The following is a 25,128-nucleotide window of genomic DNA, read 5'->3' as shown; positions in this document are numbered from 1 at the left end:
CCCGGCTCTCCCTCCTGTCTATTCGCTCGGCCGCGCGTCGAACAGGGCGCTGACGGACTCGCCGTTGTGAATGCGCCGCACGGCCTCGGCGAGCGCCGGGGCGATGGACAGGATGCGCAGCTTCTCGGTGCGCTCCTCCTCGGGCACCGGCACCGTGTTGGTGCACACGATCTCCAGCACGTCGGGCTGCTCGCCGATCCGCTTGAGCGCGCCGGCCGCGAACAGGCCGTGCGTGCAGGCCACTCGGATCGAGCGGGGCTTCAACTCACGCAGCCGGTCGAGGAGTTCGAGGACAGTGCTGCCCTTGGCGATCTCGTCGTCCAGGACGATGACGTCCCGGTCCGTCACCTCGCCGATGACGTCGCTGATGCTGACCCGGTCGTCCGCGAACCGCTGCTTGGCCCCGGCGGCGACCTGCGCGCCGATGAGCCGGGCGAACGCGGCGGCCTCCTTGGCGTTGCCGAGGTCCGGGGAGACGACGGTGGTGCGTGAGAGGTCGTGGCGCTGGAAGTGCGCGGCCAGTTCACGCAGCGCGTGCAGATGGTCGACGGGGACCGAGAAGAAGCCGTGGACCTGCGGCGAGTGCAGGGTCATGGCGAGGACCCGGCTCGCGCCGGCCGCCACCATCAGGTCGGCGACGAGCCGGCCGCCGAGGGAGATGCGGGGCGCGTCCTTCTTGTCGGATCGGGCGTAGGAATAGTGCGGCATGACCACGGTGATCCGGCGGGCGGAGGCGCCGCGGGCCGCGTCGCACATCAGCAGCAGCTCGACGAGGTGCTCCTGGACGGGCTTGACCAGCGGCTGGACCAGGAAGACGTCCCGCTCCCGGCAGTTGGCCTGGAGCTGCACCTCCAGACAGTCGTTGGCGAACCGGCTGACCCGGGTGGGGCTGAGCGGCACACCGAGATGCGCGCAGACCTCCGCCGCCAGCTCGGGGTGGGCACTACCGCTGAACACGGCGATGTCTCGCACGGTCCGCTCCTCGCATGATCATCTCGGGCTGCCGCCCCTCATGCTACTGACCAGCGAAATTCGCTTGCGCTCCGCCCGCACCGCCCGGCCATGATGGAGCCGTCCGTGTTCCCTCACGTCAGGAAGACCCGCATGCGCCGACTCCTCGGAATCCCCCAGCCCCTCCACAGGCCCACGGTTCTCGAGGACTCACCTACGCATGCACACCCTGAACATCGGAATTCTGGCCCACGTCGACGCCGGTAAGACCAGCCTCACCGAGCGGCTGCTGTTCGACCACGGCGCGATCGACCGGCTCGGCAGCGTCGACGCCGGTGACACCCGTACGGACGACGGGGCGATCGAGCGGCAGCGCGGCATCACCATCCGCTCGGCCGTCGCCGCCTTCACGGTCGGCGACACCCAGGTCAACCTCATCGACACCCCCGGGCACTCCGACTTCATCGCCGAGGTCGAGCGCGCCCTGGCGGTCCGGGACGGCGCGGTCCTGGTGCTCTCCGCCGTGGAGGGCGTCCAGGCGCAGACCCGCGTCCTGATGCGCACCCTGCGCCGACTACGGCTGCCCACGCTCGTCTTCGTCAACAAGGTCGACCGGGCGGGCGCCCGCGCGGAGGGTCTGCTCGACGACGTCCGGCGGCTGCTGACGCCGCACGTCGCGCCGCTCACCACGGTCCGGGACATCGGCACCCCGAGGGCCCGCGTGACCGCGGTGCCGCTCGCCTCCCTGGCCGAGCCCCTCGCCGACGTCGACCCGGACATCCTCGCGGCGGTCGTCGACGGCCCGGCGCCCACCCCGGCCGACCTGCACAAGGCCCTCGCCGCACACACCGCCGACGGCACCTTCCACCCCGTCCTCTTCGGTTCCGCGCTCGGCGGCGAGGGCGTCGGCGACCTGGTCGACGCCCTGGTCCGGCTCGTCCCGCCGGCACCGACCGCCGTGGGCGGCCCGCCGCGCGGCACGGTGTTCGCCGTCCGGCCCGGACCCGGTGGCGAGCGCACGGCGTTTCTCCGGCTCTACGACGGTGAGGTGACGGAGCGTCAGAAGCTCACGCTGCTGCGGCGCGACGCCGACGGCCGCACCGCGGAGGTCTCCGGCCGGGTGACCCGCCTGGACGTCATCGGCGGCAGCGGTCCCCTCACCGCCGGGAACATCGCGGCGCTGACCGGCCTCGCGGGCGTCCGCGTGGGCGACCGGCTGGGTGAACTCACCGAGCAGGAGGCCCAGTTCGCGCCGCCGACCCTGGAGACCATGGTCACCGCCCGACGCCCCGACCAGGCGGCCCGGCTCCGCTCCGCGCTGCTCGTCCTGGCCGACCAGGACCCGCTGATCCACGCCAGCCCGGCGGCCGACGGCGGCACCGCGCTGCTCCTCTACGGCGAGGTCCAGATGGAGGTGCTGGCGGCCGTCCTCGCCCAGGACCACGGCATCGAGGCGGAGTTCGCACCGGGCCGGGTGCGGTTCCTGGAGCGCCCGCGCGGGGTCGGCGAGGCCTGGGAGGCAAATCCCTGGCTCGACGGCACCCGTCACTGGGCGACGATCGGGGTGCGCGTGGCACCGGGCGAGCGCGGCTCCGGCGGGGTGTTCACCTACGAGACCGAACTCGGCGCCCTCCCCCGGGCCTTCCACCAGGCCGTCGAGGACACCGTGCACACGAGCATGCGCACCGGACTGAACGGCGCGGCCGTGACGGACTACCGGGTCACCCTGATCCGCTCCGGTTTCGTCGCCCCGCTCAGCACGGCCGGGGACTTCCGCGCGCTCACCCCGTACGTGCTGCGCCGCGCCCTGGAGCGGGCACGGACGCGGCTGTACGAGCCGTACCACGCCTTCGAGACGGAGGTCCCGCTCGACGCGTTGGCGCCGGTGACCGCGCACCTCGCCTCGCTGGGAGCGGAGTTCACCGGCACGACCGGCGGCAGCACGGCATGGGTGATCACCGGCGAGCTGCCGGCCCGGCGGGTGCGCGAGATGGAGCTGCGACTGCCGGGGCTCACGCACGGGGAGGGGATGTGGTGGTCCCGTACGTCGGGCGACCGCGAACTGCGCTCGCACTGACCGGCGTTGTCACCACGACACCGGCAGCCGCGAGGGGCTGCGGGTCATCTGGCCCACCCGCCACTCGATCGTCTCCGGCGTGAACTCGGCCCGTAGCCCCGGGAAGCGGGCGGCCAGGTGGTGCAGGGCGAGTTCGAGTTCCAGCCGGGCCAGCCAGGCGCCGAGGCAGTGGTGGGGTCCGGCGCCGAAGGCGATGCCGGGCGAGGTGAGGGGCGCGGACAGGTCGGGCGGCCCCGGTGGGAAGACGTCGGGGTCGCGGCCGGCGGAGTTGGTCTGGACGGCGACCACGCCGCCCGCGGGGATCAGCACCCCGCCGACCTCGACGTCCGCCACCGCGCGCCGGATCAGACCGGGCAGCACCCGCCCCTCGCTGAGCGGCACGGTGCGCAGCAGCTGCTCGGCCGCGGTCGCCGCCGCCTCCTCGTCGCGGGCGAGCAGCGGCCAGCCGTCGCGTCCGTCGGTGAGGAGGTAGACGACGGCGTTGCCGAGGGCGCTCATGGTGGTCTCGTGCCCGGCCACCACCAGCCCCAGCGTGAGGGTGATCAACTGCCGTTCCTCGATGCCCAGTTCGTCACCGGCCGCGACCAGGCCGCTGACCAGGTCGTCGCCCGGCTCCTTGCGCCGCTCGGCGATCAGTCCGGCGGCGAAGACGCCGAACTCGGTCATCGCCGCCACGACCTCCTCGGCCGTGTGAGCCCCGCCGGACAGGGCGTGGTCGGCCCAGTGGCGGATGCGGTCGCGGTCCAGGTGGTCGAGCCCCATGAGCCGGCAGATCACGGACACGGGCAGCGGCCGGGTGAACCCCTCGACGATGTCGGCGGGTCGGGGCCGGGCCGCGAAGTCGTCGAGCAGCGAGGCCACCACGGACCCCACCCAGGGCCGCCAGCGGGCGATGGCCCGCGGGGTGAACGCCCGCTGGACGGTGCCGCGCAGCCGCTGGTGGGCGGGGCCGTCCTGGTTGATCAGCCCATTGGGGTCGTCGAGCAGGTTCGGTACGACGAGCAGCGGAGGGGCGTTCTCCGCGTGCAGCGACCGCCGGTCGAACCGGGGGTCCATGAGCACCTGGCGCACCTCGGCGTACCGGGTCACGAGCCACACCGGGGTGCCGGTGGCGAGGGTGACGAGCCGGGGCGGCCCGGACTCGGGAAGGCTGATGCGATGCATGGGACGTAACGGCCGGGACGCGCTCTGCGCACTCATCCGGTTCTCCAGAAGCGCCGATGGGGACGGCTTTCCACGCTAGTGCGCCGCCCGTGCCCCCGTCAGCGGCGCCAATCGGCCAACGCCCCGGTCTGCCAAGGGCTTTGGGGGGCATTCGTTGAAGGAGGAAGGAGGGCCGTCGCATGACGACTCCCATCAGGCGCATGTCCAAACGCATGCCCGGCTGGGCGAAGCTGGTGAGTGCCGTCGTTCTGGTGCTCGTCGTGTTCTTCGCCGGTATCCGCTTCAGCGTGCTCCCGGGCCTCAAGGACCTGTTCGGCACCGAGACCCATGACCGTTCGGGGCCCGCTCTGCTCCAGTCCATCCAGGACATCAGCCGGTACGACGCCGCCTCCGGCAACTTCCAGGTCGTGGTGGACCTGGAGAAGGACGCCAAGTACCTGCCCGACGCGATCCGCGGCACCCGCACCCTGTACGTCGGGGCGGGCACCGTCGACGCCTTCGTGGACCTCGGCAAGGTGGGCGAGAACGACGTGCAGGTCAATGACGACCGTACGTCCGCCACGCTGGTGCTGCCGCACGCGCAGCTCGGCAAGCCCGCCCTGGACGCGGACCGCTCCTACGCGGTGTCGAAGCAGCGGGGTTTCCTGGACCGCCTGGGCGATCTGTTCTCGGACAACCCCAACAGCGAGCAGGCCGTGCAGAAGCTCGCGGTGAAGCACATCCGCGACGCGGCCAAGGACAGCGCGCTGACCGGGCGCGCCGAGAAGAACACCACGGACATGCTGGAAGGTCTGCTGCGCTCGCTCGGCTTCAAGGAGGTGAAGGTCACCTACAAGGCCTGATCAGGAGGCCAGGATGCCCGGCAGGGCCAGCGCCCCGAGCAGTCCGGCGCCGACCAGCAGCCAGGCCACGTAGTCCCCGATGTGCCCGGACTGCAGCCGGCGCAGCGGCAGCGCCCAGCCCGGGGCGGCGAGCAGCTTCGGGCGGGTGACCGCCACCGCGGCCAGGCCCATGGCCAGCAGCGTCGAGGTGACCCCCAGCAGGACACCGAGCGGCGTCCAGTGCACCGGGGCCACCACGACCCCGCCGGACCCGGCTTCGTTCACGGCGTGGGCGACCACGTCGCCGAAGCCGGGTGCCACGCCGACCGTGAGCGACCCGGCGAGCAGCAGCGCCGGGACCGCCGTCATCGTGCCGGGGACCCAGCGCAGCCGTTGCCCCGTCTCGGGCTCCTCGCCGGAGCCGGTCGTCTCGTAGCCGCCGTCGTCGGACGGCCTGGGCCCGAGCCCGAGGAACACGCGGGCGGCGACGCGCAGGACGGCACCGGCCGTGACGGCGCTGGCGGCGACGTAGAGCACGGTGAGGGGGCCACCCGCGGCCTCCTCGGTGACGGCCTTGCCGAGCGCCGTGCCGAAGGGCGGCAGCCCGGCGAGTCCGAGGGCTCCGAGGGTGAACAGCACGGCGACACCACGGAGTTGGCGCGCTCTGCCGTGCAGGGCGTGTTCGTCGACGCTGCCGTAGCGGTCGAGGAGGATGCCGGTGCAGGCGAACAGCGCGGCCTTCACTCCGGCGTGGCCGAGCAGGTACAGGGCGACGCCGTCGTCGGCCTCGGGCTTGAGGAGGCCGATGCCGATGAGGAACAGGCCGGTGTGGGCGACGGTCGAGTAGGCGAGCAGGCGTTTGATGTGGCGCTGGTACCAGCACATGACGGCGCCGACCGCGGCGGTGAGCACGCCGAGGACGACGAGCAGCCGGTGCAGGTCGGCGGCCGGGACGCCGCCGGGTCCGGAGAACACGGTGCCGTACACCCGCCACACGCCGTAGGTGCCGAGTTCGACCATGACGCCGGACAACAGCATGCACACCGGGGTGGGGGCGACGGCGTGGGCGTCGGGGAGCCAGAAGTGGAAGGGGACGGCGGCGGCCTTCACCAGCAGCGCGGTGAGGACGAGAACGAAGGCGCCGAGGACGAGCGCGTCGGGCGGGCCGTGTGCGTCGAGGCCGCGCCCGATCTGGGTGAGCGCCAGCTCGCCGGTGCGGGCGTACAGCAGCCCGATGCCCATCAGCAGGGCGTAGCCGCCCAGTGAGGTGATGACGGCGAAGGTCAGGGCGCCCTGCACCGCCTTGGCCTCCTCCACCCGGTGGCCGGTGAGGGCGTAGGCGCACACGCTCATCAGCTCGAACCACACGAAGGCGTTGAACAGGTCGCCCGCGAGTGCGAAGCCGCACATGCCGGCCTGGAAGAGCAGCATCAGCGCGGGGAACGAGCCCGCGTGCCGGCGCGGGGGTTCGTCGAAGTAGTGCCAGGAGTACGCGAGCGCCGCGAGGGTGAGCAGCGAGGCGAGCGCGGCCATGCCGAGCCCGGGCCCGTCGCCGACGAGGACGATGCCGACGCTCTGGCCGTTCACGGGCACCCAGCCGCCGGCCCACTCGACCATGGGCGGCGAGGAGTCGAGCAGCAGCACGATCGCGAGGGCGGCCGTACCCGCCGACACCGCGCAGCCGGTGGACTCGGCGACGACACGGGGCAGCCGGCGGCCCCCGGCGACCAGCAGGGCGGCCCCGAGCAGGGGGACGGCGACGAGGAGCGGCAGCAGGTCGTTCATCAGCCGCGCAGCTCCGAGAGTGCGTCGGGGTCGACCGTGCCGTGCCGCTTGGAGACCTGTACGACGAGGGCGAGCAGCAGCGCGGTGACGGTGGCGCCGACCACGACGTCGGTCAGGGTCAGCGCCTGGACGACGGGGTCGACGACCGGCCGGGAGCCGGGCTTCACATCGGAGAAGACCGGCGCGGTCGCGTCGTCGCGGTAGCCGACGGCCAGCAGCAGGACGTAGGTGGCGGACTGGCACACGGACAGACAGCCGACGGCGTGGATCAGATTGCGGCTGGTGGCGAGGCCGTAGCAGCCGACCAGGAAGATCCACACGGCGACGAGGTACGGCAGGACGCCCATCACTTCCCCTTCTCGATCTCGACGGCCTGGTCCAGGAAGCGGGCGAGCAGCACCACGACCGCGCAGGCGACCTCCATGCCGACGGCGGCGTTCAGCAGCGGAACGGTGCCGCCGGAGGACAGCGTGTTGAAGGTGCCGTACGGCAGCAGCGTGTTGGCGAGGAAGGCGGTGCCGCCGATCAGGCCCGCGAGGCCGGTGACGAGGTAGGCGGAGACGGCGAGCGCGTCGCCGACCTCGTAGAGGCCGACCGGGCGGATGCGTTCCAGGGCGCGGTAGTCGGCGCCCAGGTAGAGCAGGTGCAGGGAGGTCGCGGCGACGACGCCGCCCTGGAAGCCGCCGCCGGGGCTGAGCTGGCCGTGGGCGACGACGTAGAGGCCGGTGAGCAGGGCGACGGGGAGCACGGCGAGGGCGTAGCGGCGCACCGGGAGGGCAACAGGCTCGGGTTCGGGGCGGGCGCGGTGTTCGTCGCGGGTCTGGCGCAGCAGGACCACACAGCCGAGGACGGCCGCGAACAGGATGCTGATCTCGCCTAGGGTGTCGAAGGCCCGCTGGTCGAAGTTGATCGAGGCGATGGTGTTGGCGGTGTGCCGGGCGAGGGACTCGCGCACGGCCCGGTCGCCGTACGGGTGCCGGGTGCCGCCGAAGGCCGGCAGATCGAGGCAGGCGGCCACGAGCAGCGCGGCGAGGGCGCCGCCGCCGACGGCCACGAGCCACAGCCGGGCGCGCCGGCTCACTCCTGGCGCTCCTCGCCTCGGGCGCGCCGTCTGACCTTGCGGACCGTCAGCAGCAGCAACAGCGGGGTGAGCGCGGAGCCCACGGCGAGCTGCGACAGGCCCACGTCGGGCGCCTGGAGGACGGTGAACAGCACGGCGAGGACGACGCCGAGGACGGACAGCACGAGCGCCTGGCGCTCCGGGTCGCGGACCGCGACGGCCGTGGTGGCGGTGGCGCCGACCAGCAGGAGGACGACGGCGATCACGGCGTCAGCCACGGCCGGCCCCGGGGAACCCGCCGGACAGCGCGCGGGAGGCGACGACGTTGCCGGCGATCAGCAGCGCCCCGATCACGAGGAGCTTCACCATGGCCCGGCTCGGCCCGGTGGCCGCGCACACGATCCCGACGACCACGGCGCCGAACCCGGCGACCACCCAGGTCACGCCCCAGGCGCGGGGCGGGTCGTCGGCCAGTTCGCCGGCGAGCAGCCGGGCGAAGACGAGGGTGCCGACGGGGCCGAGCAGCGCGAGCACCAGGGCGAGATCGACGTACGACGGCCGGGTGTATCCCTGGGAGAGCAGCAGGAGGGCCGGGCAGGCCAGCGCGGTCGACATGTTCTGGGCCACCACCCGGCGGCGCAGCGGGCCGGTGGCGACTCCCCACAGGGTGGTGCCCAGGCCCGCGCCGAGCGCGACGGTCGCGGCGAGGATCCAGCCGTTCACCGGGCGCTCACCACCCGCCGGGCGGCGGTGGCCGCGAGCGCCGCCACGCCCGCGGCGCTCGCGCCGACCACGCGTTCCAAGGTGTCCACGGTGCTGATGAGGACCAGCCACAGCGCGGCGAGCACGCACCACCAGGCCAGGGCCTCGGCCGCGATGAGGAGTGTCGTACGCCGGTTCATGCGCCACCTCCTCGGGACCTGCCGGCACGGCTTGCGCGCCATCCAAACACCGTCCCGGGGACGGGTGGCGGCGGCGCGCGCGGGTCTCAGCCCGGAGTGCCCCGCCCGTACGAAGGGAAACCGCGGGCGTCCACGACCGGACCGGGCGGCACCGCATTCTCGGCGGGTTCGGGGGTAATCGCCTTACGACACAGGGAAGTTGAAGACTGGAGGATCGCATGGCCAGAGCAGCGCTACGTCCGCGTTCCGCGTTCCGCCTGCGCACCTCCAAGTCCGACAAACCCGACCCCGAACCGGCAGCCGAACCGCGGCGCAGCCCCCTCGCGGTCGTCCGCCGCCTGGTGGCGATGGTGGCCGCGTTCGCCTTCATGGTCGCGTTCGCGGTGGTGCTGGCCCGGCTGACCCTGGAGCCGTCGCCCGCGTCGGAGGCGCTGACCCACACCAATCTGCACCCGGGCCGCTCCCTGCGGGCCTATCTCGACCAGCCCGAACTGCGGGACGCCGTCAAGCAGATCGGCGGCAACCTGCTGCTGGGCGTTCCGTTCGGCGTCCTGGTGCCGATCGTTGCGCCGCGGACGCGCGGGGTGCTGCGGGTGCTGCTGCTGACGGCCGTCGTGATGCTGATGGTGGAGTTCGCGCAGGGCGCGCTGATCACGGGGCGGGCCTTCGACATCGACGACGTCATCCTGAACACCACCGGCGCGCTGATCGGGTATCTGCTGCTGGGGCGGCGGCTGAGCCGGGCGGTGCACCGCTGAGGGTCAGCGCGTCGACAGCTGGACGATGGCCACGGTGCCGACCACCACGATGAGGGTGCGCAGGACCGCCGGACGCAACCGGCGGCCTGCCGCGGCCCCGATCTGACCGCCGGCGGCGGACCCGACCGCGAGCAGCGCGACGGCCGTCCAGTCGAAGTCGGCGGCGAAGAGGAAGAAGAGCGCGGCGACGGTGTTCACCAGGGCGACGAGGACGTTCTTGACGGCGTTGAGGCGTTGCAGACCGTCGTCGAGGCGCAGGCCCATCAGGGAGACGTAGATGATCCCCTGGGCGGCGGAGAAGTAGCCGCCGTAGACACTCGCCAGGGTCAGCCCGACGAGCAGCGGCGGACCGCCGTCGGCCCGCACCGCGGTCCGGCCGGTGCGGGCGCGGCGGTCGCGGAGCTGTCGGCCGATCAGCGGCTGGAGGGCGACCAGCACGAGCGCGAGGCCCACCAGCACGGGCACGATCGTCTCGAACGCCGCGGCCGGCAGGACCAGCAGCAGCATGGCCCCCGTCAGTCCGCCGAGCACGGCGCCGGCGCTCCACTTGAGCACCCGGCCGCGCTGTCCGGCGAGTTCCCTGCGGTATCCGATGGCGGCGCTGATCGAGCCGGGGACCAGGCCGAGCGCGTTGGAGACGGTGGCGGTCACCGGGGGCAGGCCGGTCGCGAGCAGCACCGGGAAACTGATGAGCGTGCCCGACCCGACGGCGGCGTTGACGGCACCGGCGCCGACGCCCGCGGCGAGGACGGCGAGTATCTCTCCGAGGCCTTCCATGGGGCGATCTTAGGAACCGGAGGCTTCGGCGCCGGCCGAAGTGTCCCGGCAACGGGGGCCACACCTTTCAACTCCTGGTCCGTACCAAGGTATTGACGGGCTCTTATCTCACTTCTTAAATCAAGAGGCGACGCCTTCACCCCCACCTCTGAAGGGAGAGCCGTGGCAGCCCCACGCCTGCTCCGGAAGTGCCTGCTCGCCACCCTGTCAGCCGTCCTCATGGCCTCCGCCGCCACCGCGCAGGCGCGCACGGAGGAGCCGGCCGCGGCAGCCGCGGCGGTGGTCTTCTCCGACACCTTCGACGGCCCCGCCGGCGCTTCCGTCGACACCTCGAAGTGGCAGATCGAGACCGGCGACAACGTCAACAACCACGAACGGCAGTACTACACGGCGGGCAACCGGAACGCGGCCCTCGACGGCCAGGGCCATCTGGTCATCACGGCCCGCCGCGAGAACCCCGCCAACTACCAGTGCTGGTACGGCACCTGCCAGTACACCTCGGCCCGGCTGAACACCTCGGGGAAGTTCACCGCGCAGTACGGGCACGTCGAGGCGCGCATGAAGATCCCGCGCGGGCAGGGCATGTGGCCGGCGTTCTGGATGCTCGGCACCCCGGTCAACTGGCCGGACTCCGGCGAGATCGACGTCATGGAGAACGTCGGCTTCGAGCCCGCCACCGTGCACGGCACGATCCACGGCCCCGGCTACTCCGGCTCGGGCGGCATCGGCGCCGCGTACTCCCTCCCGGGCGGGCAGGCCTTCGCGGACGCCTTCCACACCTTCGCCGTCGACTGGGCACCGGACTCGATCACCTGGTCCGTGGACGGCACCGTCTACCAGCGGCGCACCCCGGCCGACCTGGGGGGCCGCACCTGGGTGTTCAACAAGCCGTTCTTCCTGATCCTGAACCTCGCGGTCGGCGGCTACTGGCCCGGCGACCCCGACGGCTCCACCGCCTTCCCGCAGCAGCTGGTGGTGGACCACGTCTCGGTGACCACCGGCGACACCGCCACCGGCGCCGCGATCAGGGGCCTCGCCGGCAAGTGCGTCGACGTCGCCGGCGCGAACCCCGCCAACGGCACCCCCGTACAGCTCTACGACTGCAACGGCACCGCCGCCCAGCAGTGGACCGCCGGCGCCGACGGCACGCTCCGCGCGCTCGGCAAGTGCCTGGACGTGACGGGCGGCGGCACCGCGGACGGGACCGCCGTACAGCTCTACGACTGCAACGGCACCGCCGCCCAGCGCTGGACCGTCACCGCCGCGCACGACATCGTCAACCCGCAGGCCGACAAGTGCCTGGACGTGACCGGCAACAGCTCGGCCAACGGCACCCGGCTGCAGATCTGGACCTGCACCGGCGGCGCCAACCAGAAATGGACGGTCGGCTGACCGTCAGGGCCGGTGCCGGGTCCAGGTGAACTTGTCGCCGCCCACCCAGCGGACCACGTCCGGGTCGTCCAGGTCGTGGACCGTGATGCCGAACGCGGCGGCGGCCTCCAGGACGTCGGTGACGGTCTTCGCCTCACCGACCACTTCTCCGTCGATCTCCACGATGCGGAACGGCGGCGTTCCGGGCTGGACCCCGAGCACCAGGATCCGCGGATGGGAGATGTGCGGGCTCGCGACTTCGGTCATGCAATAGAGCGTAGAACGCATTCCGGATCGGCGAACCGTACGGGATCCGTACGAGTTGTCCTGGATGTCCCGAAGGGCTCGCCGTGCGCTCTCCTGCGGGCCGGGGAACCCTGGAAGGGACCGCGGCCGAGGAGGTGGCGATGGAGCCCGTGGCGGCGCTGGACCGGATCGCCTTCCTGCTGGAGCGGTCCCTCGCGCCCTCGTACCGGGTGCGTGCCTTCCGTACGGCCGCCCGGGTGCTGGCCGGCCTGCCCGAGGCGGAGCTGCGCGAGCGGGCGGCCGCGGGGACGCTGGAGGCGCTGAAGGGAGTCGGCCCGAAGACCGCGCAGGTGGCGGTCGAGGCGCTGGCCGGGCGGGTGCCCGGATACCTCCAGAAACTGGAGGACGAGGCGGCGAAACGGCCGGCCGTCCGGGGCGGCGAGGAGCTGCGGGCCCAGCTGCGCGGCGACTGCCATCTCCACTCCGACTGGTCGGACGGGGGCAGCCCGATCGAGGAGATGGGCCGGACGGCGGCGGAGCTGGGCCACGAGTGGGCCGTGCTCACCGACCACTCCCCGCGCCTCACCGTGGCCCGCGGCCTCTCCCCCGAGCGGCTGCGCGAGCAGCTGGACGTGGTGGCGGAGCTGAACGCGAGCTGGGCGCCGTTCCGGCTGCTCACCGGCATCGAGTGCGACATCCTCGACGACGGCTCGCTCGACCAGGAGGAGGAGCTGCTGGAGCGGCTCGACGTGGTCGTGGTCTCCGTGCACTCCAAGCTGCGCATGGACGCCCGCTCGATGACCCGCCGCATGGTGGCCGCCGTACGCAATCCGCACGCGGACGTCCTCGGGCACTGCACCGGACGCCTGGTCACCGGGCGCGGGCGGCCGGAGTCGGAGTTCGACGCGGACGAGGTGTTCGCCGCGTGCGCGGAGTCCGGTACGGCGGTGGAGATCAACAGCAGGCCTGAGCGGCTCGACCCGCCCCGCCGGCTGCTGCGCCGGGCCGTGGCCGCGGGCACGCTCTTCTCGATCGACACCGACGCGCACGCACCCGGGCAGCTCGACTGGCAGATCCTCGGCTGCGCCCGCGCCGAGGAGTGCGAGGTGCCCGCCGAACGGGTGATCACCACATGGTCGCTGGAGGAGCTGCTGGCCTGGACCCGGGAGCGCCGGACGCCGTCCCGAGTGATCGGCTCGTGAGGTGGTACCCGTGCGGTGAAGCGAGGAAAGGACGGGGCGCATGGAACGGGCGGCCGTGTTCGACGTCGACGGCACACTCGTCGACACCAACCATCTGCATGTGACGACCTGGTGGGAGGCCTTCCGCCAGGCGGGACACCAGGTGCCGATGCACGCCGTGCACCGTGCGGTGGGGCTCGGCTCCGAGGATCTGATCGCGCATCTGCTCGGCGACGACCGGGACAAGGACCAGGACGAGCAGCTCAGTGCCGCGCACAAGGCCCTCTACGGCCAGTACTTCGACCGGCTGCCCGCGCTGCGGGACGCCGGACGGCTGCTGCGGCGCCTGGACCACGACGGCTGGACGGTGGTGCTCGCGACCTCGGCCGGCGGTGCGGAGCTGTCCGCGCTGCGCCGCGCGATCGGCGCGGACGACGCGATCAAGGCGACCGCCAGCGCCGACGACGTCACCGAGGGCAAACCCGCCCCGGAACCGGTCGAGCACGCCCTGGAACTGGCGGGCGTCCCCGCCGAGCGGGCGGTCTTCGTCGGCGACACGGTCTGGGACATGCAGGCGGGCAGCCGGGCCGGGGTGCGCTGCGTGGGCGTCCTGTGCGGCGGCATCCCGCGCGCCGACCTCGTCGGGGCGGGCGCGGAGGCGGTCTACGACGACCCCGCCGACCTGCTCTCCTCGCTGGCGGACAGCCCGTTCGCCTGACTCCCGTTCGGCCAGTGACGCACCTCACGCCATAACGCGACAGCCCGGGGAACACCCAAGGGTGGTTGCCCGTTGAACGACACGTGGGTACGGACGGGACAGTGTCCCCGGGCCTCACCTTTTGCCCACAGGGACGATCGTTCGGCTGAAGCCCTGTGGAGCCTTTCGCCGAGAGGCGACCACCGTCCGTGCCCACCACAGACCGCCCCGACCGTGATTCCCCCGTCCGGTCGGGGCTTCCTCTTGCCCGATGCCCGTACCGGTCCGGCGCGCGCTTGACTTCGAGCGCACTCCAATTCGTAGCGTTCCGAGCATGAGCACTGCACAGCACAAGATCGGTTCGGGATACGACGCCCACAGCACGGCCGACGACGTCCTCGCCGGCATCGACCTCTCCGGGAAGCTCGCGGTCGTCACCGGCGGCTACTCGGGACTCGGCCTGGAGACCACCCGTGCGCTCACCAAGGCGGGCGCCCGCGTGGTCGTCCCGGCCCGCCGCCCCGACACCGCCCGTGAGGCCCTGGCGGTCATCGACGGCGCCGAGGTGGACACGCTCGACCTCGGCGACCTGGACAGCGTCCGCGCCTTCGCCGAACGCTTCCTCGCCTCCGGCCGCACCATCGACCTGATGATCGACAACGCCGGGATCATGGCCTGCCCCGAGACCCGGGTCGGCCCCGGCTGGGAGGCCCAGTTCGCCACCAACCACCTCGGTCACTTCGCCCTCGTCAACCGGCTGTGGCCGGCGATCGCGCCCGGCGGCGCCCGCGTGGTCTCGGTGTCCTCGCGCGCCCACCACTTCTCCGGGATGCGCTGGGACGACGTCCACTGGCGGCAGGGCTACGACAAGTGGGAGGCGTACGGCCAGGCGAAGACCGCGAACGTCCTGTTCGCCGTCCACCTCGACCGGCTCGGCGCCGACCAGGGCGTGCGCGCCTTCTCCCTCCACCCGGGCGGCATCCACACCCCGCTCCAGCGCCACATCCCCAAGGAGGAGATGATCGAGCGCGGCTGGATCGACGAGGACGGCACCCTCCTCAACCCCGGCTCCTTCAAGACCCCGGAGCAGGGCGCGGCCACCCAGGTGTGGGCGGCGACGTCGCCGCAGCTGGACGGCATGGGCGGGGTCTACCTGGAGGACTGCGACATCGCCGAGCCCGCCGTCGACGGCGATGTGAGCGGCGGCGTCAAGGCCTGGGCGACCGACCCGGAGCAGGCGGCGCGCCTGTGGGAGCTGTCGGCGGAGCTGACGGGCGTGAACGCCTTCTAGGCAACCTCAGTCGTCCTCTCCCGCGGCCGCGGGGTCGGGTTCCTCGCCGACGGTGTACGTGTCCTTGACCTTCACCTCGGAGACCCCGCGGCCCTCCGGGAAGACCCGCCGCCAGTCACCGATCACATGGAGCTCGTCGGTGCCCATGGCGCGGACGACCGTGAGGCCCTCCTCGTGGGCCTTGAACGCCTTCATCCAGAGGTTGGCGAAGGCCTGCGAGCGGATGAGGTGCATCCAGTCGGGGCGGTACAGCTCCCGGTTGTAGTTCGACTCCCCCATGGTGGAGACGAACTTGGAGTACATCGCCTTCACGTACTCCAGCGTCACGTCGTCGCCCTCGGCGATCGCCCGGTCCCGGGCCTCCTTCAACGCGACCCGGAACTTCTCCAGCAGGCCCTCGGTGGCGCCCGAGGTGAACGACTCGTGGATCTCCGGCGGGTCGCACAGCCCGTACTTCGGCCCCGACAGGCGCAGCAGCAGCCGCAGGGTCGGTTCGGTGACCCAGAGCGGGCCGGGCTCGTCGCGGTTGCCGATCGGGTTCGGCAGCTCGGCCTCGTGGTCCCAGGCCGGCGGGGTGATCAGATGGACGCCCGCGCGGCGGCGGTCGTGGTCGAAGCCGGTGGAGTGCTCCAACTGGCCGATCGGCAGATGGGTCTTGAGCGCCGACAGGTACGCGCCGTTGATGTCGAGCGCGGTCACCTCGTGCAGGCCCGGGGGGAGTTCGGTGCGGGCCCACTTGGGGCGGGCCTCCCAGATGCGGTCGGCGCCCCGGGCGGTCTGCTTGCGCAGGATGTCCGGGATCCAGGGGTGCGCGACGACGTCGTACCGGCCGCCCTTGCGGGTCTCGTCCAGCAGCGCCATGGCGTCCGGGATGGCCTTCTTCACCAGCGCCGCGGTCGCGGCCTCCAGGTCCCCGCCGTGCTGGGCGAGGGCGCCCGCGACGGCGGAGGCGATGAGGTCGGGTTCCTGGGAGGCGGCCTGCATACGGCGTCCTACGGGGACGACGCGGACGGGCTTGGCGGCGTGGGCTGGCTTGGTGGCGTGGGCGGGCTTGGCGGCGTAAGCAGGTTTGGCGGCGTGAGCGGGCTCGGTGGCTTGGGCGGGCTCTTTCTCCGGCTCGGGTTCCGGAGCGGGCGCCGCCGGTGTCGTCGTACCGCAGTCGGCCGGATCGAGATGCTGCGGGAATCCGGCGACCTCTTGGTGGGCGGGCGTGCCGCACAGAACGCAGGGCCGGGGCGCGGCGAGGGCCTCGACCTCGTCGGACTCGACGTCGTCGGACTCGCCCGTCTCGTCCTCGGCGGTCGCGGGCTCCACGTCCTCCTCGGCCGCCGCCTCCTCCGACCGGTCCGCCAGCTTGGCCTGGGCACCTTCCAGGAAGTACGCGTACTTCTCGCGCACCTCCCCGCTCGGGTCCCGCCCCGCCTCCCAGCCGCCGACGGTCGAGGGGCTCACCCCGAGGGCCTGGGCCACCTGGGCGCGGGAGAGGCTGAGGCCTTCGCGCAGGGCGCGCCGTACGTCGACCGGCGGCAGCGGCACTTCCTGGCGGGCGCCGGCCAGCAGGGCGTCGATCGCGTCGAAGTCCGTCATCGGGCCACCGCCCTCGGGCCACCGGCGCGGCGCTTGCGTACGGGCAGGGTCTCGCAGGCCCGGGTGGGTCCGGCGAGGAGGTCGAGGACGTCGATGCCGAAGTGCGCGGCGAGCGCGTCGCAGTCGGCCAGGCTCCAGGCGGCGCTGCCGGACTGGCGGCGGCTCACCTGGGCCTGGCTCACGCCGAGCGCGACGGCGACGTCCGCCTGTGACTCACCCGTCGCGTGCATCAACGCGGCCACCGACGACCTCACCCGTTCTCCCAAGGACAGTCCCACCCCGCCAACCCTACCCGGCCTCATGCGTTCATCGTATGAAGCATGCCATTGGCGCATGAGCGCGTCGGGTGCGGCTGCCCGGGTACTCGGGTGCTCCCCCGCAGCGCAGGCCCGAGAGGAGCCGAAGGTGAGCAGCACAACGGGCAGCAGGATCGTCGTCACGGGCGCCACCGGCAACGTCGGCACCAGTGTGGTGCGGCTCCTGTCGGAGGATCCGGACGTCGGTTCCGTGGTGGGGCTGGCGCGTCGGGCCCCTGAGTGGTCGCCGCCGAAGACGGACTGGGTCACGGTCGACCTGTCCGCCGAGGAGACGGATCTGGCGGCGGAGTTCACCGGTGCGTCCGCCGTGGTGCATCTGGCCTGGGCGTTCCAGCCGACGCACGATCCGGCGGCGACCTGGCGCACCAACGTCCTGGGGTCCATCCGGGTGTTCGAGGCGGTGGCCGCGGCCAAGGTGCCGACGCTGGTGCACACGTCGTCGGTCGGTGCGTACTCGCCGGGTCCGAAGGACGAGGCCGTGGACGAGTCGTGGCCGACGCACGGCTGGCCGGACGCCGCGTACTGCCGGGAGAAGGCCTATCTGGAGCGGGCCCTGGACACGTTCGAGCGCGACCACCCGGAGGTGCGGGTGGTGCGGATGCGGCCGGCGTTCCTGTTCAAACGGGAGTCGGCGAGCGAGCAGCGCCGCATCTTCGGCGGCCGTTTCCTGCCCGGGCCGCTGGTCCGCCCGGAGCTGCTGCCGTTCCTGCCGGACATCCCGGGCCTGCGGGTGCAGGCCCTGCACACGGACGACGCGGCCAAGGCGTACCGGCTCGCCCTGCGCTCAGAGGCCCGAGGCGCCTTCAACCTCGCGGCGGAGCCGCTGGTGGACGCGGAGCTGCTGGGCGAGCTGCTCGGCGCCCGCCCGGTCCGCCTGCCCCGCACCGCGGCCCGCTCGGCGATCGCCGCGGCCTGGGGCCTGCACCTGCTGCCCGCCTCCCCGCACCTCTTCGACGCGGTCCTGCGCCTGCCCCTGATGGACTGCACCCGCGCCCGCACAGAACTCCGCTGGCGCCCGGACCACACGGCGACCGAGGTGCTGGAGGAGTTCCTGAAGGGGCTCCAGCAGGGAGCCGGCGCGGGCACGGAGCCGATGCGGGGGCGCAAGGCGGGCTGAGCCCGTACCCGCCCCGCACGGGCTGACGGCCGCCCTCAGCCCGAGGGCTCCTGCGGTTCCGGATGCTCGGGGTGGACGTTGGTGGAGTGCGGGGCGCCCTGGCGGCCCGTGCCCGCCTCGTCCGTGTCGGGGACGTCGGTGGCGGGTTCGTCCTCGTCGGACAGGTCGGGGGTCGCGTCCCAGCGGTCCTCGCCCTCACCGGCCACCTGGTCCGGCAGATCCCTCGGGACGGGTTCGCCGTCCGGACCTCGGCGGTGCTTGTCGGCCATGGCGTCCTCCCTTCGCGTCGTACGGAGACACGCGAGTACCTCCGCCGGTCGCCGGTGAAACCCGGTGACCGGCCCGCGGGCCTCAGTGCGGGGCAGCTCCCCCAGGTGACCGGCGTACGGGCCGTCAGTGCGGACTCCGCTCCTCCAGGGCCGTGCGCCAGGCGGGGTGCGGGCCCTCGGGGGCGGGTTCGGGGCGGCGCCCGCCGCGGGCGAAGAAGTCCGCCAGCGGCAGGATCGCGGCGCCGACGGTGACCGCGTCGGGGCCGAGCCGGCCGAGGTCGATGGTGACCTTCTCGGCCGGGTGCCGCAGGGCGTACGAGGCCGCGTGGCGGCGCACGGCGGGCAGGAAGCGGGTGCCCAGCTGGAGGCCCGCCCAGCCGCCGATGAGGATGCGCTCGGGCTGGAAGAGGTTGATCAGGTCGGACAGGCCCGCGCCCAGGTACTCGGCGGTCTCCTCCAGCACGGCCAGCGCGACCGGGTCGGCGGCGCTGTCGTCGGCCGGGTAGGCGGCGGCGAGCATCGCGGTCAGTGCCGTCTCCTCGTCGGTGCCCTCGGGGGGCCGGCCGCCCTCCTCGCGCCAGCGGTCGAGCAGCGACTCGGCGCCCGCGTACGCCTCCAGGCAGCCGAGCGCGCCGCACCGGCAGCGGCGGCCCCGCACCCGTACCGTCAGATGCCCCCACTCGACCGCCCGGCCGTTCTCCACCTCGGGCGTGACCAGGCAGGCGCCGACGCCGGAGCCGAAGAGGACGACGACCGCGTTGTGCGCGCCGCGTCCGCCGCCGAACCACATCTCGGCCTGGCCGAGGGTCTTGGCGCCGTTGTCGATGAAGTAGCGGACGGTGTCGGGGAGTCGGGAGGTCGAGCGCAGCAGTGCCTCCAGCGGGACCGCGTCCCAGCCGATGGTCTGGCCGTGCACCACCGCTCCGCGCTCCGGGGTGCGCTCCACGATGCCGGGGACACCGATGCCGACGCCGAGGAGCTGCTCGGGGGCGATGCCCGCGTCGGCGAGGACCTCGGCGACGCCGTCGCGGATGTGGCCGACGATGACCTCGACGTCGTAGCGCTGCTGGGTCAACGGCCGTTCGGCGCGGGCCAGTTCGGTGAGGGTCAGGTCGAACAGCTCGACGCGGACCCGGGTCTCGCCGACGTCGACGCCGATCATGTGGCCGCTGCCGGGGGCCACGCGCAGCAGGGTGCGGGGGCGGCCGCCGTCGGAGTCGACGCTGCCCGCCTCCTCCAGCAGGCCGTCGGCGACGAGATCGGCGACGACGTTGCTGACCGAGCCGGAGCTGAGGCCGGTCGCCGGGCCGAGTTCGAAGCGGCTGAGGGGCCCGTCGAAGTAGAGCCGTTGCAGCACGGCTGTCCGGTTGGCCCGCCTCAGATCGCGTACCGTACGCCCGTTCCGCCCCGCCATGTGGCTCCCCTCCGACCCCTGTCCGACCTGCAACATACCGCTGCGGGGGCACGGAAGGCGACTTTCCCCACCCTCTTAATTCACGATGTGAACTATGACGGGGGCCTCCGGGGTGGTGCCGTCCGGGGTGTGGCCGGCCGACGCGCGGTCGTCACCGACGCCGCTGGCGGTGCCCGCACCCTCCGGGGCGCCGTAGCGGGCGAGGGTGTGCCAGACCATCTTCAGGTCCTGGAGGTCGTGGCCGCCGGTGCGGGCGGCGTCGCCGATGAGCCTCGGGTCGATGTGGCCGCCCTCGGCGATCCGGGCGCCCAGTTCCGCGTACTCCTCACCCCGGTAATGCGCGCGCCGGCGCAGCTCCGGCACGCTCAGCCGGTATCCGGGGTGCCACTCGACGGGGCAGGGCAGCAGCCGGGCCGCCGCCTCGACGGGCGTGCCGCGGTAGCAGGCGTCCAGCACTAGCGCCTCCACGTCCCCGGCGAGGGTGACGCCGCCGTGGATCTGGGCCTCGATGTAGTCGTTGAGGGCGTCCTGGTCGTCCGCCTCGGCCAGGGCGATCAGGGACATCCCGGCGGCCACACCGAAGTGGGCGGGCTCGGCGGCACTGTCGGGGTAGCAGAAGGTGGCCCGGGGCAGCGCGGCGCCGGTCAGCCGGAAGTGCGAGGAGCCGAACCGCGGGGCCGCGCCGACGACCTGCCGGCGAAAGTTCAGCGCGCCGTACACGGGCCGGTCGTGCGGCGCGGCCTCGTCGTAGGCGCCGCCGAAGATGCGGCTCTCCCAGCGCCAGCGGTCGCCGCCGGGGTGCGCAGTCAGGCCGCCGTTGCTCGTGCCCGTCACGAACTGGGAGTGGTAGGTGCCGTCCCGCAGCAGCGCCTCCAGGATGGGCAGCCCGCCGGTCAGCCGGTCGGGGTGGAAGTTCAGCGTGATGCGTACGTCGGGGTCGACGGCCGGCCCCGACGACAGTGCCGCCACGTGCCGCAGCGCCGCCCGCGCCCGGGGTGACCGAACGCCCTCGAAATTCACTGGCTCCTCCTCGGTGGGGTCGACTACCCTGGCAGAACCTAGGGTCACTAGGCAATTCGCCCCCACATTTCACCTAAAGCAAGACTCCCAAGGAGGCTCTTCCATGAGATCACTGACCGAGCACGACATCCGCAATGCTTTCGTCAACTGCTCCAAAGGAGAGGCCAAGCGCCTGGCCGTGCCGCGCGATCTCGACGAACGCCCTTGGGACGACCTGGACTTCCTCGGCTGGCGAGATCCCGGAGCGCCGGACCGCAGTTACCTGGTCACCGAGCGGCGAGGGCGGCCCGTCGCCCTGAGCATGCGGCTCGCGTCCGCGCACCGCGGCTTCCTGCACCGCAGCATGTGCTCGCTGTGCCTGACGACCCACCCGGGCGGCGGCGTCGCGCTGATGACCGCCCGCAAGGCGGGCGCGGCCGGCCGCGACGGCAACTCGGTCGGCCTGTACATGTGCTCCGACCTGGCCTGTTCGCTCTACGTCCGGGGCAAGAAGGTGCCGCAGAGCACGCTGCGGATCGAGGAGAGCCTGACGCTGGAGGAGCAGATCGCCCGCACCACGGGCAATCTGTCCGCCTTCCTCGACAAACTGGACGCCTGACTCAGTCCAGGGCGCCCACGGCCAGCACGATCTTGCCGCGGTTCGCCCTGTTCTCCAGCCGCTCGTGCGCCGCGCGCGCCTGCGCGAGCGGCAGCACCGTCTCGACCGGCACGCGGTAGACGCCCGCGGCGACCCGGTCGGCCAGTTCCCGCAGGTCGGCCCGGGGGTCGTAGCCCTGCAACTGCCGGTTGGTGAGCTGGAAGCCGTGGATCGTCACGTTCTTCGGGTAGAAGTCGCGGGTGTCGATCGTGCTGGGCTCCAGCGCCACGTTGGCGAGCGCGACGACCCGGCCGCCCTGCGCGACCTGGCGCAGACTCCGGCCGAAGGACGCGCCCCCGACGGTGTCGAGGACGACCTCGGCACCGCGCCCGTCGGTCAGCCGCAGCACCTCCTCGACCTCGGCGTCACCGGGGTGCACGGAGGTGTCGACGACGGCGTCCGCCCCGAACTCCGCCGCCCAGGCGGCCTTCTCGGCCGATCCGGCGAGCGCGATCACCCGGGCCCCCGCGTCGGCGGCGATCTGCACGGCCGCGGTACCGACCCCGCTCGCCGCCGCCTTCACCACCACGGTGTCGCCCTTGCCGACCTGGGCGAGATGCCGTACGCAGTACCAGGCGGAGAGCCACGCGACGGGCAGCGCGGCCGCCTCGACCAGGCCCACGCCGTCGGGCAGCACGACCACCTGGGTGGCGGGCACCACAGCCAACTCGGCATAGAAGCCGGGGGACTTCCCGGCGTCCAGGGCGACGACCCGCTGCCCGACCGCGAGCCCCTCCACCCCCTCCCCCACCTCGGCGATCACACCGGACGCCTCGGCGCCCGGAATCAGCGGGGGCTTGCCGGCGCGATGGTAGACACCCCGCCTCACGAGGGCGTCGGCGCGGTTCACGCCGGCCGCCGCGACCCGTACGAGCACCTCCCCCGGTCCCGGCACCGGCTCCGGCACCTCGACCTCGACCAGCACCTCGGGCCCGCCGAACTCGTCGATCCGCACCGCACGCATACCCCACCGCTTTCACACGTCGCTGACACCACTTGAACAGGTGTCACCCTGCGACACTGGTTCAAGGGGTGTCAAGGGCTGGTCCGCTGCGGGTAGGCTCGACGTCGTGACCGCCCACAGCCCCGACCCCGATCTCGTCTTCCCGTTCATCGGGGGCCGCCCCTGTCTGAACTTCGTCGCCACGCTCGGCAAACGGCACGCCACGCCCAAGGAGCGGCTGCCGGACACCGCCGCCCTGGCGCGCTGGCTGACCCAGGCGGAGCTGGCCGCGGGCGAGGAGCCGGTGCGGGTGAGCGCGCGGGATCTCGCGGACGCCCGGCTGCTGCGCGAGGCCGTCCATCGCTTCGTGCGGGCCGCCATGGCGGGGCAGGCGCCGGACGCGGCCGACGTCGAGCTGATCAACGCCACGGCGGCGCGCCCGGATCTGGCCCCCCAGTGGGGCGCGGTGCGCTGGACGGCGAGGCATCCCGCGCGCGCGGCCCTGGCCACCGTCGCGCGGGACGCCGTACTGCTGGCGAGCGGGCCGCTGATGGCGCGGGTCAAGGAGTGCGAGAACCCGGAGTGTTCCCTGCTGTTCCTCGACGACTCCCAGGCCCGGCGGCGGCGTTGGTGCTCGATGGAGCGGTGCGGCAACCTCGCGAAGATCGCCGGCTACCGGTCCCGCAGCCGGGCCGTCGGCAGCGCCTGACCTCGGGGGTTCAGGGCTTCCAGTGCGGGTCGCGGCCGAGGAAGGCGAGCAGGGACTCGGCCTGGCCGGCGCCGGCCGGCACCTGCCGGGCGGGGGCGAACACCTGGTAGGAGTCGCGGAGATGGTCCACGAGGTGGTCCGCGAGCGGCCGGATGCCCTCGGCCAGCTCCTCCGTGAGCGGTAGGTCCTGGCCCGTCGCGACGGCGATGTCCCAGGCGTGCACGGCCGCGTCCATCGCGGCCGCCGCGGCGGCGAACGGCAGGGGCAGCGGGCCGAGGGGCGTGGGCACCGCCTCGCTGTCCGCGGGCAGCCCCGCGTACGCGGCCGCCACCATCCGCAGCACCTCGTCGAGCTGCGCGGACGGGTCCGCGGCGAGGGCGTCCTCGGGGTGGAAGGGGTCGGAGTCGGGGCGCCCGCCGGTGATCGCGAGACCGTAGCCCTGCTGGTCGATCCGCGCGTGGTTGAGCACCTGGCGTGCCGTCCACTCGCTGCACGGCGTCGCCGCTCCCCAGGCCCCCGCCGGCACCCCCGCGACCACCTCACGGAGATAGTCGTGCGCACCTGTGAGAACCTCGAACCCTCGGGTGTCCGCCATCACTGGTCTCCCCTCTTGCCGCCGACCTGCTGGTACCAACAATCTAGGCATCCTTGCGGACAGCTACGGTCCGCAATGGGTACCACCCCGCACATGTGGAAGAGGAACAGCCTGAGGATGCTGGATGTACGTGAGTGGATGACGTCCCTGGTGCGCTTCGTGAAGCGCCGCAGGGACCCCGCGGTCGTCCATGCGCTGCGGTCCGCTGCCGCGGCGACGATCGCGTACGTCATCGCGCTGCGCCTGAGCCCGGAGCCGGCCCCGCTCACCGCGCCCCTGACCGCGCTGCTGGTCGTCCAGGTCACCCTCTACGCGACGCTCACCAACGGCATCCGCCGGGTCAACTCCGTGGTGGCCGGTGTGCTGGTCGCCATCGCCTTCAGCCTGCTGGTCGGCCTGACGTGGTGGAGCCTCGCGCTGCTGATCCTGGCCTCGCTGGCGGTGGGGCATCTGGTGAAGGTCGACGAGTACGTGCCCGAGGTGGCGATCAGCGCGATGCTGGTCCTCGGGGTGACGACGGTCGGGGACACCGCGTGGGCGCGAGTGCTGGAGACCCTGATCGGGGCGGTCGTCGGCCTCGGCTTCAACCTGCTGTTCGCGCCGCCGGTGTGGGTGGACGAGGCGGGCGAGTCGATCGAGGGGCTGGCCCGCCGGGTACGGCAGTTGATGCTGCGCATGGGCGAGGAGGCCGCGGGCCGCACCCCCGTGGAGCGCGCGAGGCAGCGGCTGCACGAGGCACGCCAGCTCGACCACGACATCGTCGAGGTGGACGCCGCGCTGCGGCAGGCCGAGGACAGCCTGCGGCTCAATCCGCGCGTCCGTGAGGGGCTGCTGCACCGGGTGGTGCTGCGCACCGGCCTGGACACGCTGGAGATCTGCACGGTCGTGCTGCGGGTCCTCGCCCGCACCTTCGCCGACCTCGCCAAGGAACGCGACCCCGAGCCGCTGTTCGGCGCGCAGTCGGGCGCCGCCGTGGACCAGTTGCTGTCCGAGATCGCGGACGCCATCGTCAGCTTCGCGGTGCTGGTCACCGCCCATGTCAGCCAGAGCGCCGAGTCGGCCGAGGAGCGGCTCGCCTCCGAGCTGCGGCAGGCCGCGGCCACCCGCGACAAGCTCGCCCAGCTGCTCCTGGAGGAGGTGCAGCGCGACGCCCGCCAGTGGCAGCTGCACGGGGCGGTGCTGACCGAGGTCAACCGCATCCTCGACGAGCTGGACACCGAGCACCGCTCGCGGCGGCTCCTGGAGGAGCTGGACCGCACCTCCCAGGAGCAGCGCGAACGGCTGCCGCGGCTCACCAAGTTCCAGGAGCGCGTACGCAGGAACCGGCTCGCTCCCGCCAGGCGCTCCAGGTGAGGTGACCGACAGTGGCGTGCCCGTGTTTGCGTACGGGACGCCGTCCGGGTCATGGTGGCTTGCGACCGAGCAACCGACCTGAGGTG

At 72.9% G+C, this 25,128-nt stretch carries 28 protein-coding genes; 11 read left to right on the top strand and 17 right to left on the bottom strand.

Going from position 1 to position 25,128, the window contains the following annotated elements:
- Positions 1-18 precede the first annotated feature (18 nt).
- On the bottom strand, positions 19-972 hold the full coding sequence (locus tag EJC51_RS41245) for a ribose-phosphate diphosphokinase (RefSeq protein WP_126275773.1): 954 nt from the start codon (positions 970-972) through the stop codon (positions 19-21).
- Between the two features lie 199 nt (positions 973-1,171).
- Here EJC51_RS41245 and otr(A) point away from each other — a divergent pair, with 199 nt between their 5' ends.
- Positions 1,172-3,028: a tetracycline resistance ribosomal protection protein Otr(A) gene (gene otr(A) / locus EJC51_RS41240; protein ID WP_126275772.1), complete on the top strand. Its 1,857-nt coding sequence runs from the start codon at positions 1,172-1,174 to the stop codon at positions 3,026-3,028.
- Positions 3,029-3,037: 9 nt separating this feature from the next.
- Here the strand turns inward: otr(A) and EJC51_RS41235 are convergent, their stop codons facing one another.
- Entirely contained in the window at positions 3,038-4,228 is a 1,191-nt protein-coding gene (locus EJC51_RS41235; RefSeq protein ID WP_126275771.1) for a cytochrome P450, read from the bottom strand.
- A 143-nt stretch (positions 4,229-4,371) separates the two neighbouring features.
- On the opposite strand from EJC51_RS41235, the gene EJC51_RS41230 reads away from it, so the two are divergent.
- Positions 4,372-5,034, top strand: coding sequence for a DUF4230 domain-containing protein (locus EJC51_RS41230; RefSeq protein WP_126275770.1), 663 nt, complete (start codon positions 4,372-4,374; stop codon positions 5,032-5,034).
- On the opposite strand, the gene EJC51_RS41225 is transcribed toward EJC51_RS41230, so the two are convergent.
- The 6 genes from EJC51_RS41225 to EJC51_RS41200 are packed head-to-tail and all read right to left on the bottom strand — an operon-like array spanning position 5,035 to position 8,760.
- A complete protein-coding gene (locus EJC51_RS41225; protein ID WP_126275769.1) occupies positions 5,035-6,798 on the bottom strand; it encodes a complex I subunit 5 family protein in 1,764 nt (587 codons plus the stop codon).
- Positions 6,798-7,145, bottom strand: a complete 348-nt coding sequence (locus EJC51_RS41220) for a sodium:proton antiporter (RefSeq protein WP_126275768.1) — start codon at positions 7,143-7,145, stop codon at positions 6,798-6,800. Before EJC51_RS41220 ends, EJC51_RS41225 begins: the two co-directional genes overlap by 1 nt.
- Positions 7,145-7,879: a hydrogen gas-evolving membrane-bound hydrogenase subunit E gene (mbhE, locus tag EJC51_RS41215; protein WP_126275767.1), complete on the bottom strand. Its 735-nt coding sequence runs from the start codon at positions 7,877-7,879 to the stop codon at positions 7,145-7,147. The genes EJC51_RS41220 and mbhE overlap by 1 nt, the downstream gene beginning before the upstream one ends.
- On the bottom strand, positions 7,876-8,136 hold the full coding sequence (locus EJC51_RS41210; protein ID WP_126275766.1) for a hydrogenase subunit MbhD domain-containing protein: 261 nt from the start codon (positions 8,134-8,136) through the stop codon (positions 7,876-7,878). Before EJC51_RS41210 ends, mbhE begins: the two co-directional genes overlap by 4 nt.
- On the bottom strand, positions 8,129-8,581 hold the full coding sequence (locus tag EJC51_RS41205) for a monovalent cation/H+ antiporter complex subunit F (protein ID WP_126275765.1): 453 nt from the start codon (positions 8,579-8,581) through the stop codon (positions 8,129-8,131). Before EJC51_RS41205 ends, EJC51_RS41210 begins: the two co-directional genes overlap by 8 nt.
- Positions 8,578-8,760: a hypothetical protein gene (locus EJC51_RS41200; RefSeq protein WP_126275764.1), complete on the bottom strand. Its 183-nt coding sequence runs from the start codon at positions 8,758-8,760 to the stop codon at positions 8,578-8,580. The genes EJC51_RS41205 and EJC51_RS41200 overlap by 4 nt, the downstream gene beginning before the upstream one ends.
- A gap of 218 nt (positions 8,761-8,978) precedes the next feature.
- Here EJC51_RS41200 and EJC51_RS41195 point away from each other — a divergent pair, with 218 nt between their 5' ends.
- A complete protein-coding gene (locus tag EJC51_RS41195) occupies positions 8,979-9,518 on the top strand; it encodes a VanZ family protein (protein WP_126275763.1) in 540 nt (179 codons plus the stop codon).
- A gap of 3 nt (positions 9,519-9,521) precedes the next feature.
- Here EJC51_RS41195 and EJC51_RS41190 read toward each other — a convergent pair whose 3' ends face one another.
- The gene (locus EJC51_RS41190; protein ID WP_126275762.1) at positions 9,522-10,295 is read right to left on the bottom strand and encodes a sulfite exporter TauE/SafE family protein; all 774 of its coding nucleotides are present in this window, start codon (positions 10,293-10,295) and stop codon (positions 9,522-9,524) included.
- A gap of 162 nt (positions 10,296-10,457) precedes the next feature.
- Between EJC51_RS41190 and EJC51_RS41185 the strand changes: the two genes are divergently transcribed.
- The gene (locus EJC51_RS41185; RefSeq protein ID WP_126275761.1) at positions 10,458-11,687 is read left to right on the top strand and encodes a glycoside hydrolase family 16 protein; all 1,230 of its coding nucleotides are present in this window, start codon (positions 10,458-10,460) and stop codon (positions 11,685-11,687) included.
- Positions 11,688-11,690: 3 nt separating this feature from the next.
- Here the strand turns inward: EJC51_RS41185 and EJC51_RS41180 are convergent, their stop codons facing one another.
- The gene (locus tag EJC51_RS41180) at positions 11,691-11,933 is read right to left on the bottom strand and encodes a hypothetical protein (protein ID WP_126275760.1); all 243 of its coding nucleotides are present in this window, start codon (positions 11,931-11,933) and stop codon (positions 11,691-11,693) included.
- Between the two features lie 140 nt (positions 11,934-12,073).
- Between EJC51_RS41180 and EJC51_RS41175 the strand changes: the two genes are divergently transcribed.
- From EJC51_RS41175 to EJC51_RS41165, 3 genes are all read left to right on the top strand, one after another.
- Positions 12,074-13,114 carry a PHP domain-containing protein gene (locus EJC51_RS41175; protein WP_126275759.1) on the top strand — a complete coding sequence of 347 codons (1,041 nt, stop codon included), beginning with the start codon at positions 12,074-12,076 and terminating at the stop codon, positions 13,112-13,114.
- 40 nt (positions 13,115-13,154) lie between these two features.
- On the top strand, positions 13,155-13,811 hold the full coding sequence (locus tag EJC51_RS41170; RefSeq protein ID WP_126275758.1) for an HAD family hydrolase: 657 nt from the start codon (positions 13,155-13,157) through the stop codon (positions 13,809-13,811).
- Positions 13,812-14,124: 313 nt separating this feature from the next.
- Positions 14,125-15,081, top strand: coding sequence for an SDR family NAD(P)-dependent oxidoreductase (locus EJC51_RS41165; RefSeq protein ID WP_126275757.1), 957 nt, complete (start codon positions 14,125-14,127; stop codon positions 15,079-15,081).
- Between the two features lie 6 nt (positions 15,082-15,087).
- Here EJC51_RS41165 and EJC51_RS41160 read toward each other — a convergent pair whose 3' ends face one another.
- Positions 15,088-16,668, bottom strand: a complete 1,581-nt coding sequence (locus EJC51_RS41160) for a helix-turn-helix domain-containing protein (RefSeq protein WP_126275756.1) — start codon at positions 16,666-16,668, stop codon at positions 15,088-15,090.
- Positions 16,665-16,970 carry a helix-turn-helix domain-containing protein gene (locus EJC51_RS41155; protein WP_126275755.1) on the bottom strand — a complete coding sequence of 102 codons (306 nt, stop codon included), beginning with the start codon at positions 16,968-16,970 and terminating at the stop codon, positions 16,665-16,667. The genes EJC51_RS41160 and EJC51_RS41155 overlap by 4 nt, the downstream gene beginning before the upstream one ends.
- Positions 16,971-17,073: 103 nt before the next feature.
- Here EJC51_RS41155 and EJC51_RS41150 point away from each other — a divergent pair, with 103 nt between their 5' ends.
- Positions 17,074-18,102 (top strand): SDR family oxidoreductase, encoded by a 1,029-nt coding sequence (locus EJC51_RS41150; RefSeq protein WP_126275754.1) that lies wholly within the window; start codon positions 17,074-17,076, stop codon positions 18,100-18,102.
- Positions 18,103-18,137: 35 nt separating this feature from the next.
- On the opposite strand, the gene EJC51_RS41145 is transcribed toward EJC51_RS41150, so the two are convergent.
- The 3 genes from EJC51_RS41145 to EJC51_RS41135 all read right to left on the bottom strand — a co-directional run bounded on the left by EJC51_RS41145 (position 18,138) and on the right by EJC51_RS41135 (position 20,805).
- Positions 18,138-18,371, bottom strand: coding sequence for a hypothetical protein (locus EJC51_RS41145; protein WP_126275753.1), 234 nt, complete (start codon positions 18,369-18,371; stop codon positions 18,138-18,140).
- 124 nt (positions 18,372-18,495) lie between these two features.
- Positions 18,496-19,785, bottom strand: coding sequence for an ROK family transcriptional regulator (locus EJC51_RS41140; RefSeq protein WP_059194692.1), 1,290 nt, complete (start codon positions 19,783-19,785; stop codon positions 18,496-18,498).
- A 75-nt stretch (positions 19,786-19,860) separates the two neighbouring features.
- Complete coding sequence (locus EJC51_RS41135; protein WP_126275752.1) at positions 19,861-20,805, bottom strand: DUF3626 domain-containing protein; 945 nt, start codon at positions 20,803-20,805, stop codon at positions 19,861-19,863.
- Between the two features lie 103 nt (positions 20,806-20,908).
- Between EJC51_RS41135 and EJC51_RS41130 the strand changes: the two genes are divergently transcribed.
- Positions 20,909-21,403: an FBP domain-containing protein gene (locus EJC51_RS41130; protein WP_126275751.1), complete on the top strand. Its 495-nt coding sequence runs from the start codon at positions 20,909-20,911 to the stop codon at positions 21,401-21,403.
- A gap of 1 nt (position 21,404) precedes the next feature.
- On the opposite strand, the gene EJC51_RS41125 is transcribed toward EJC51_RS41130, so the two are convergent.
- Positions 21,405-22,406, bottom strand: a complete 1,002-nt coding sequence (locus EJC51_RS41125; protein WP_126275750.1) for a quinone oxidoreductase family protein — start codon at positions 22,404-22,406, stop codon at positions 21,405-21,407.
- Between the two features lie 106 nt (positions 22,407-22,512).
- Between EJC51_RS41125 and EJC51_RS41120 the strand changes: the two genes are divergently transcribed.
- Entirely contained in the window at positions 22,513-23,094 is a 582-nt protein-coding gene (locus EJC51_RS41120; protein ID WP_126275749.1) for a CGNR zinc finger domain-containing protein, read from the top strand.
- A 10-nt stretch (positions 23,095-23,104) separates the two neighbouring features.
- Here the strand turns inward: EJC51_RS41120 and EJC51_RS41115 are convergent, their stop codons facing one another.
- Positions 23,105-23,689: a TIGR03086 family metal-binding protein gene (locus EJC51_RS41115; RefSeq protein ID WP_126275748.1), complete on the bottom strand. Its 585-nt coding sequence runs from the start codon at positions 23,687-23,689 to the stop codon at positions 23,105-23,107.
- A gap of 117 nt (positions 23,690-23,806) precedes the next feature.
- Between EJC51_RS41115 and EJC51_RS41110 the strand changes: the two genes are divergently transcribed.
- Positions 23,807-25,042, top strand: a complete 1,236-nt coding sequence (locus tag EJC51_RS41110; protein ID WP_126275747.1) for an FUSC family protein — start codon at positions 23,807-23,809, stop codon at positions 25,040-25,042.
- The last annotated feature ends 86 nt before the right edge of the window (positions 25,043-25,128 follow it).

The organism is Streptomyces aquilus (genome assembly GCF_003955715.1).
In the GTDB taxonomy this organism is placed as follows: Bacteria; Actinomycetota; Actinomycetes; order Streptomycetales; family Streptomycetaceae; genus Streptomyces; species Streptomyces aquilus.
The sequence above is the reverse complement of the archived record's forward strand: the minus strand, read 5'-3'. Positions and strand labels throughout refer to the sequence as shown.

Bases quoted from the DNA above. Each gene is read 5' to 3' on its own strand.
- EJC51_RS41190 (WP_126275762.1), bottom strand. From the start codon at position 10,295: ATGGAAGGCCTCGGAGAGATACTCGCCGTCCTCGCCGCGGGCGTCGGC.
- EJC51_RS41165 (WP_126275757.1), top strand. From the start codon at position 14,125: ATGAGCACTGCACAGCACAAGATCGGTTCGGGATACGACGCCCACAGC.
- EJC51_RS41155 (WP_126275755.1), bottom strand. From the start codon at position 16,970: ATGAGGCCGGGTAGGGTTGGCGGGGTGGGACTGTCCTTGGGAGAACGG.
- EJC51_RS41175 (WP_126275759.1), top strand. From the start codon at position 12,074: ATGGAGCCCGTGGCGGCGCTGGACCGGATCGCCTTCCTGCTGGAGCGG.
- EJC51_RS41180 (WP_126275760.1), bottom strand. From the start codon at position 11,933: ATGACCGAAGTCGCGAGCCCGCACATCTCCCATCCGCGGATCCTGGTG.
- EJC51_RS41170 (WP_126275758.1), top strand. From the start codon at position 13,155: ATGGAACGGGCGGCCGTGTTCGACGTCGACGGCACACTCGTCGACACC.
- EJC51_RS41160 (WP_126275756.1), bottom strand. From the start codon at position 16,668: ATGACGGACTTCGACGCGATCGACGCCCTGCTGGCCGGCGCCCGCCAG.
- EJC51_RS41235 (WP_126275771.1), bottom strand. From the start codon at position 4,228: ATGAGTGCGCAGAGCGCGTCCCGGCCGTTACGTCCCATGCATCGCATC.
- EJC51_RS41200 (WP_126275764.1), bottom strand. From the start codon at position 8,760: ATGAACCGGCGTACGACACTCCTCATCGCGGCCGAGGCCCTGGCCTGG.
- EJC51_RS41145 (WP_126275753.1), bottom strand. From the start codon at position 18,371: ATGGCCGACAAGCACCGCCGAGGTCCGGACGGCGAACCCGTCCCGAGG.
- EJC51_RS41115 (WP_126275748.1), bottom strand. From the start codon at position 23,689: ATGGCGGACACCCGAGGGTTCGAGGTTCTCACAGGTGCGCACGACTAT.
- EJC51_RS41195 (WP_126275763.1), top strand. From the start codon at position 8,979: ATGGCCAGAGCAGCGCTACGTCCGCGTTCCGCGTTCCGCCTGCGCACC.
- EJC51_RS41130 (WP_126275751.1), top strand. From the start codon at position 20,909: ATGAGATCACTGACCGAGCACGACATCCGCAATGCTTTCGTCAACTGC.
- EJC51_RS41125 (WP_126275750.1), bottom strand. From the start codon at position 22,406: ATGCGTGCGGTGCGGATCGACGAGTTCGGCGGGCCCGAGGTGCTGGTC.
- EJC51_RS41140 (WP_059194692.1), bottom strand. From the start codon at position 19,785: ATGGCGGGGCGGAACGGGCGTACGGTACGCGATCTGAGGCGGGCCAAC.
- EJC51_RS41225 (WP_126275769.1), bottom strand. From the start codon at position 6,798: ATGAACGACCTGCTGCCGCTCCTCGTCGCCGTCCCCCTGCTCGGGGCC.
- EJC51_RS41220 (WP_126275768.1), bottom strand. From the start codon at position 7,145: ATGGGCGTCCTGCCGTACCTCGTCGCCGTGTGGATCTTCCTGGTCGGC.
- EJC51_RS41230 (WP_126275770.1), top strand. From the start codon at position 4,372: ATGACGACTCCCATCAGGCGCATGTCCAAACGCATGCCCGGCTGGGCG.
- EJC51_RS41110 (WP_126275747.1), top strand. From the start codon at position 23,807: ATGCTGGATGTACGTGAGTGGATGACGTCCCTGGTGCGCTTCGTGAAG.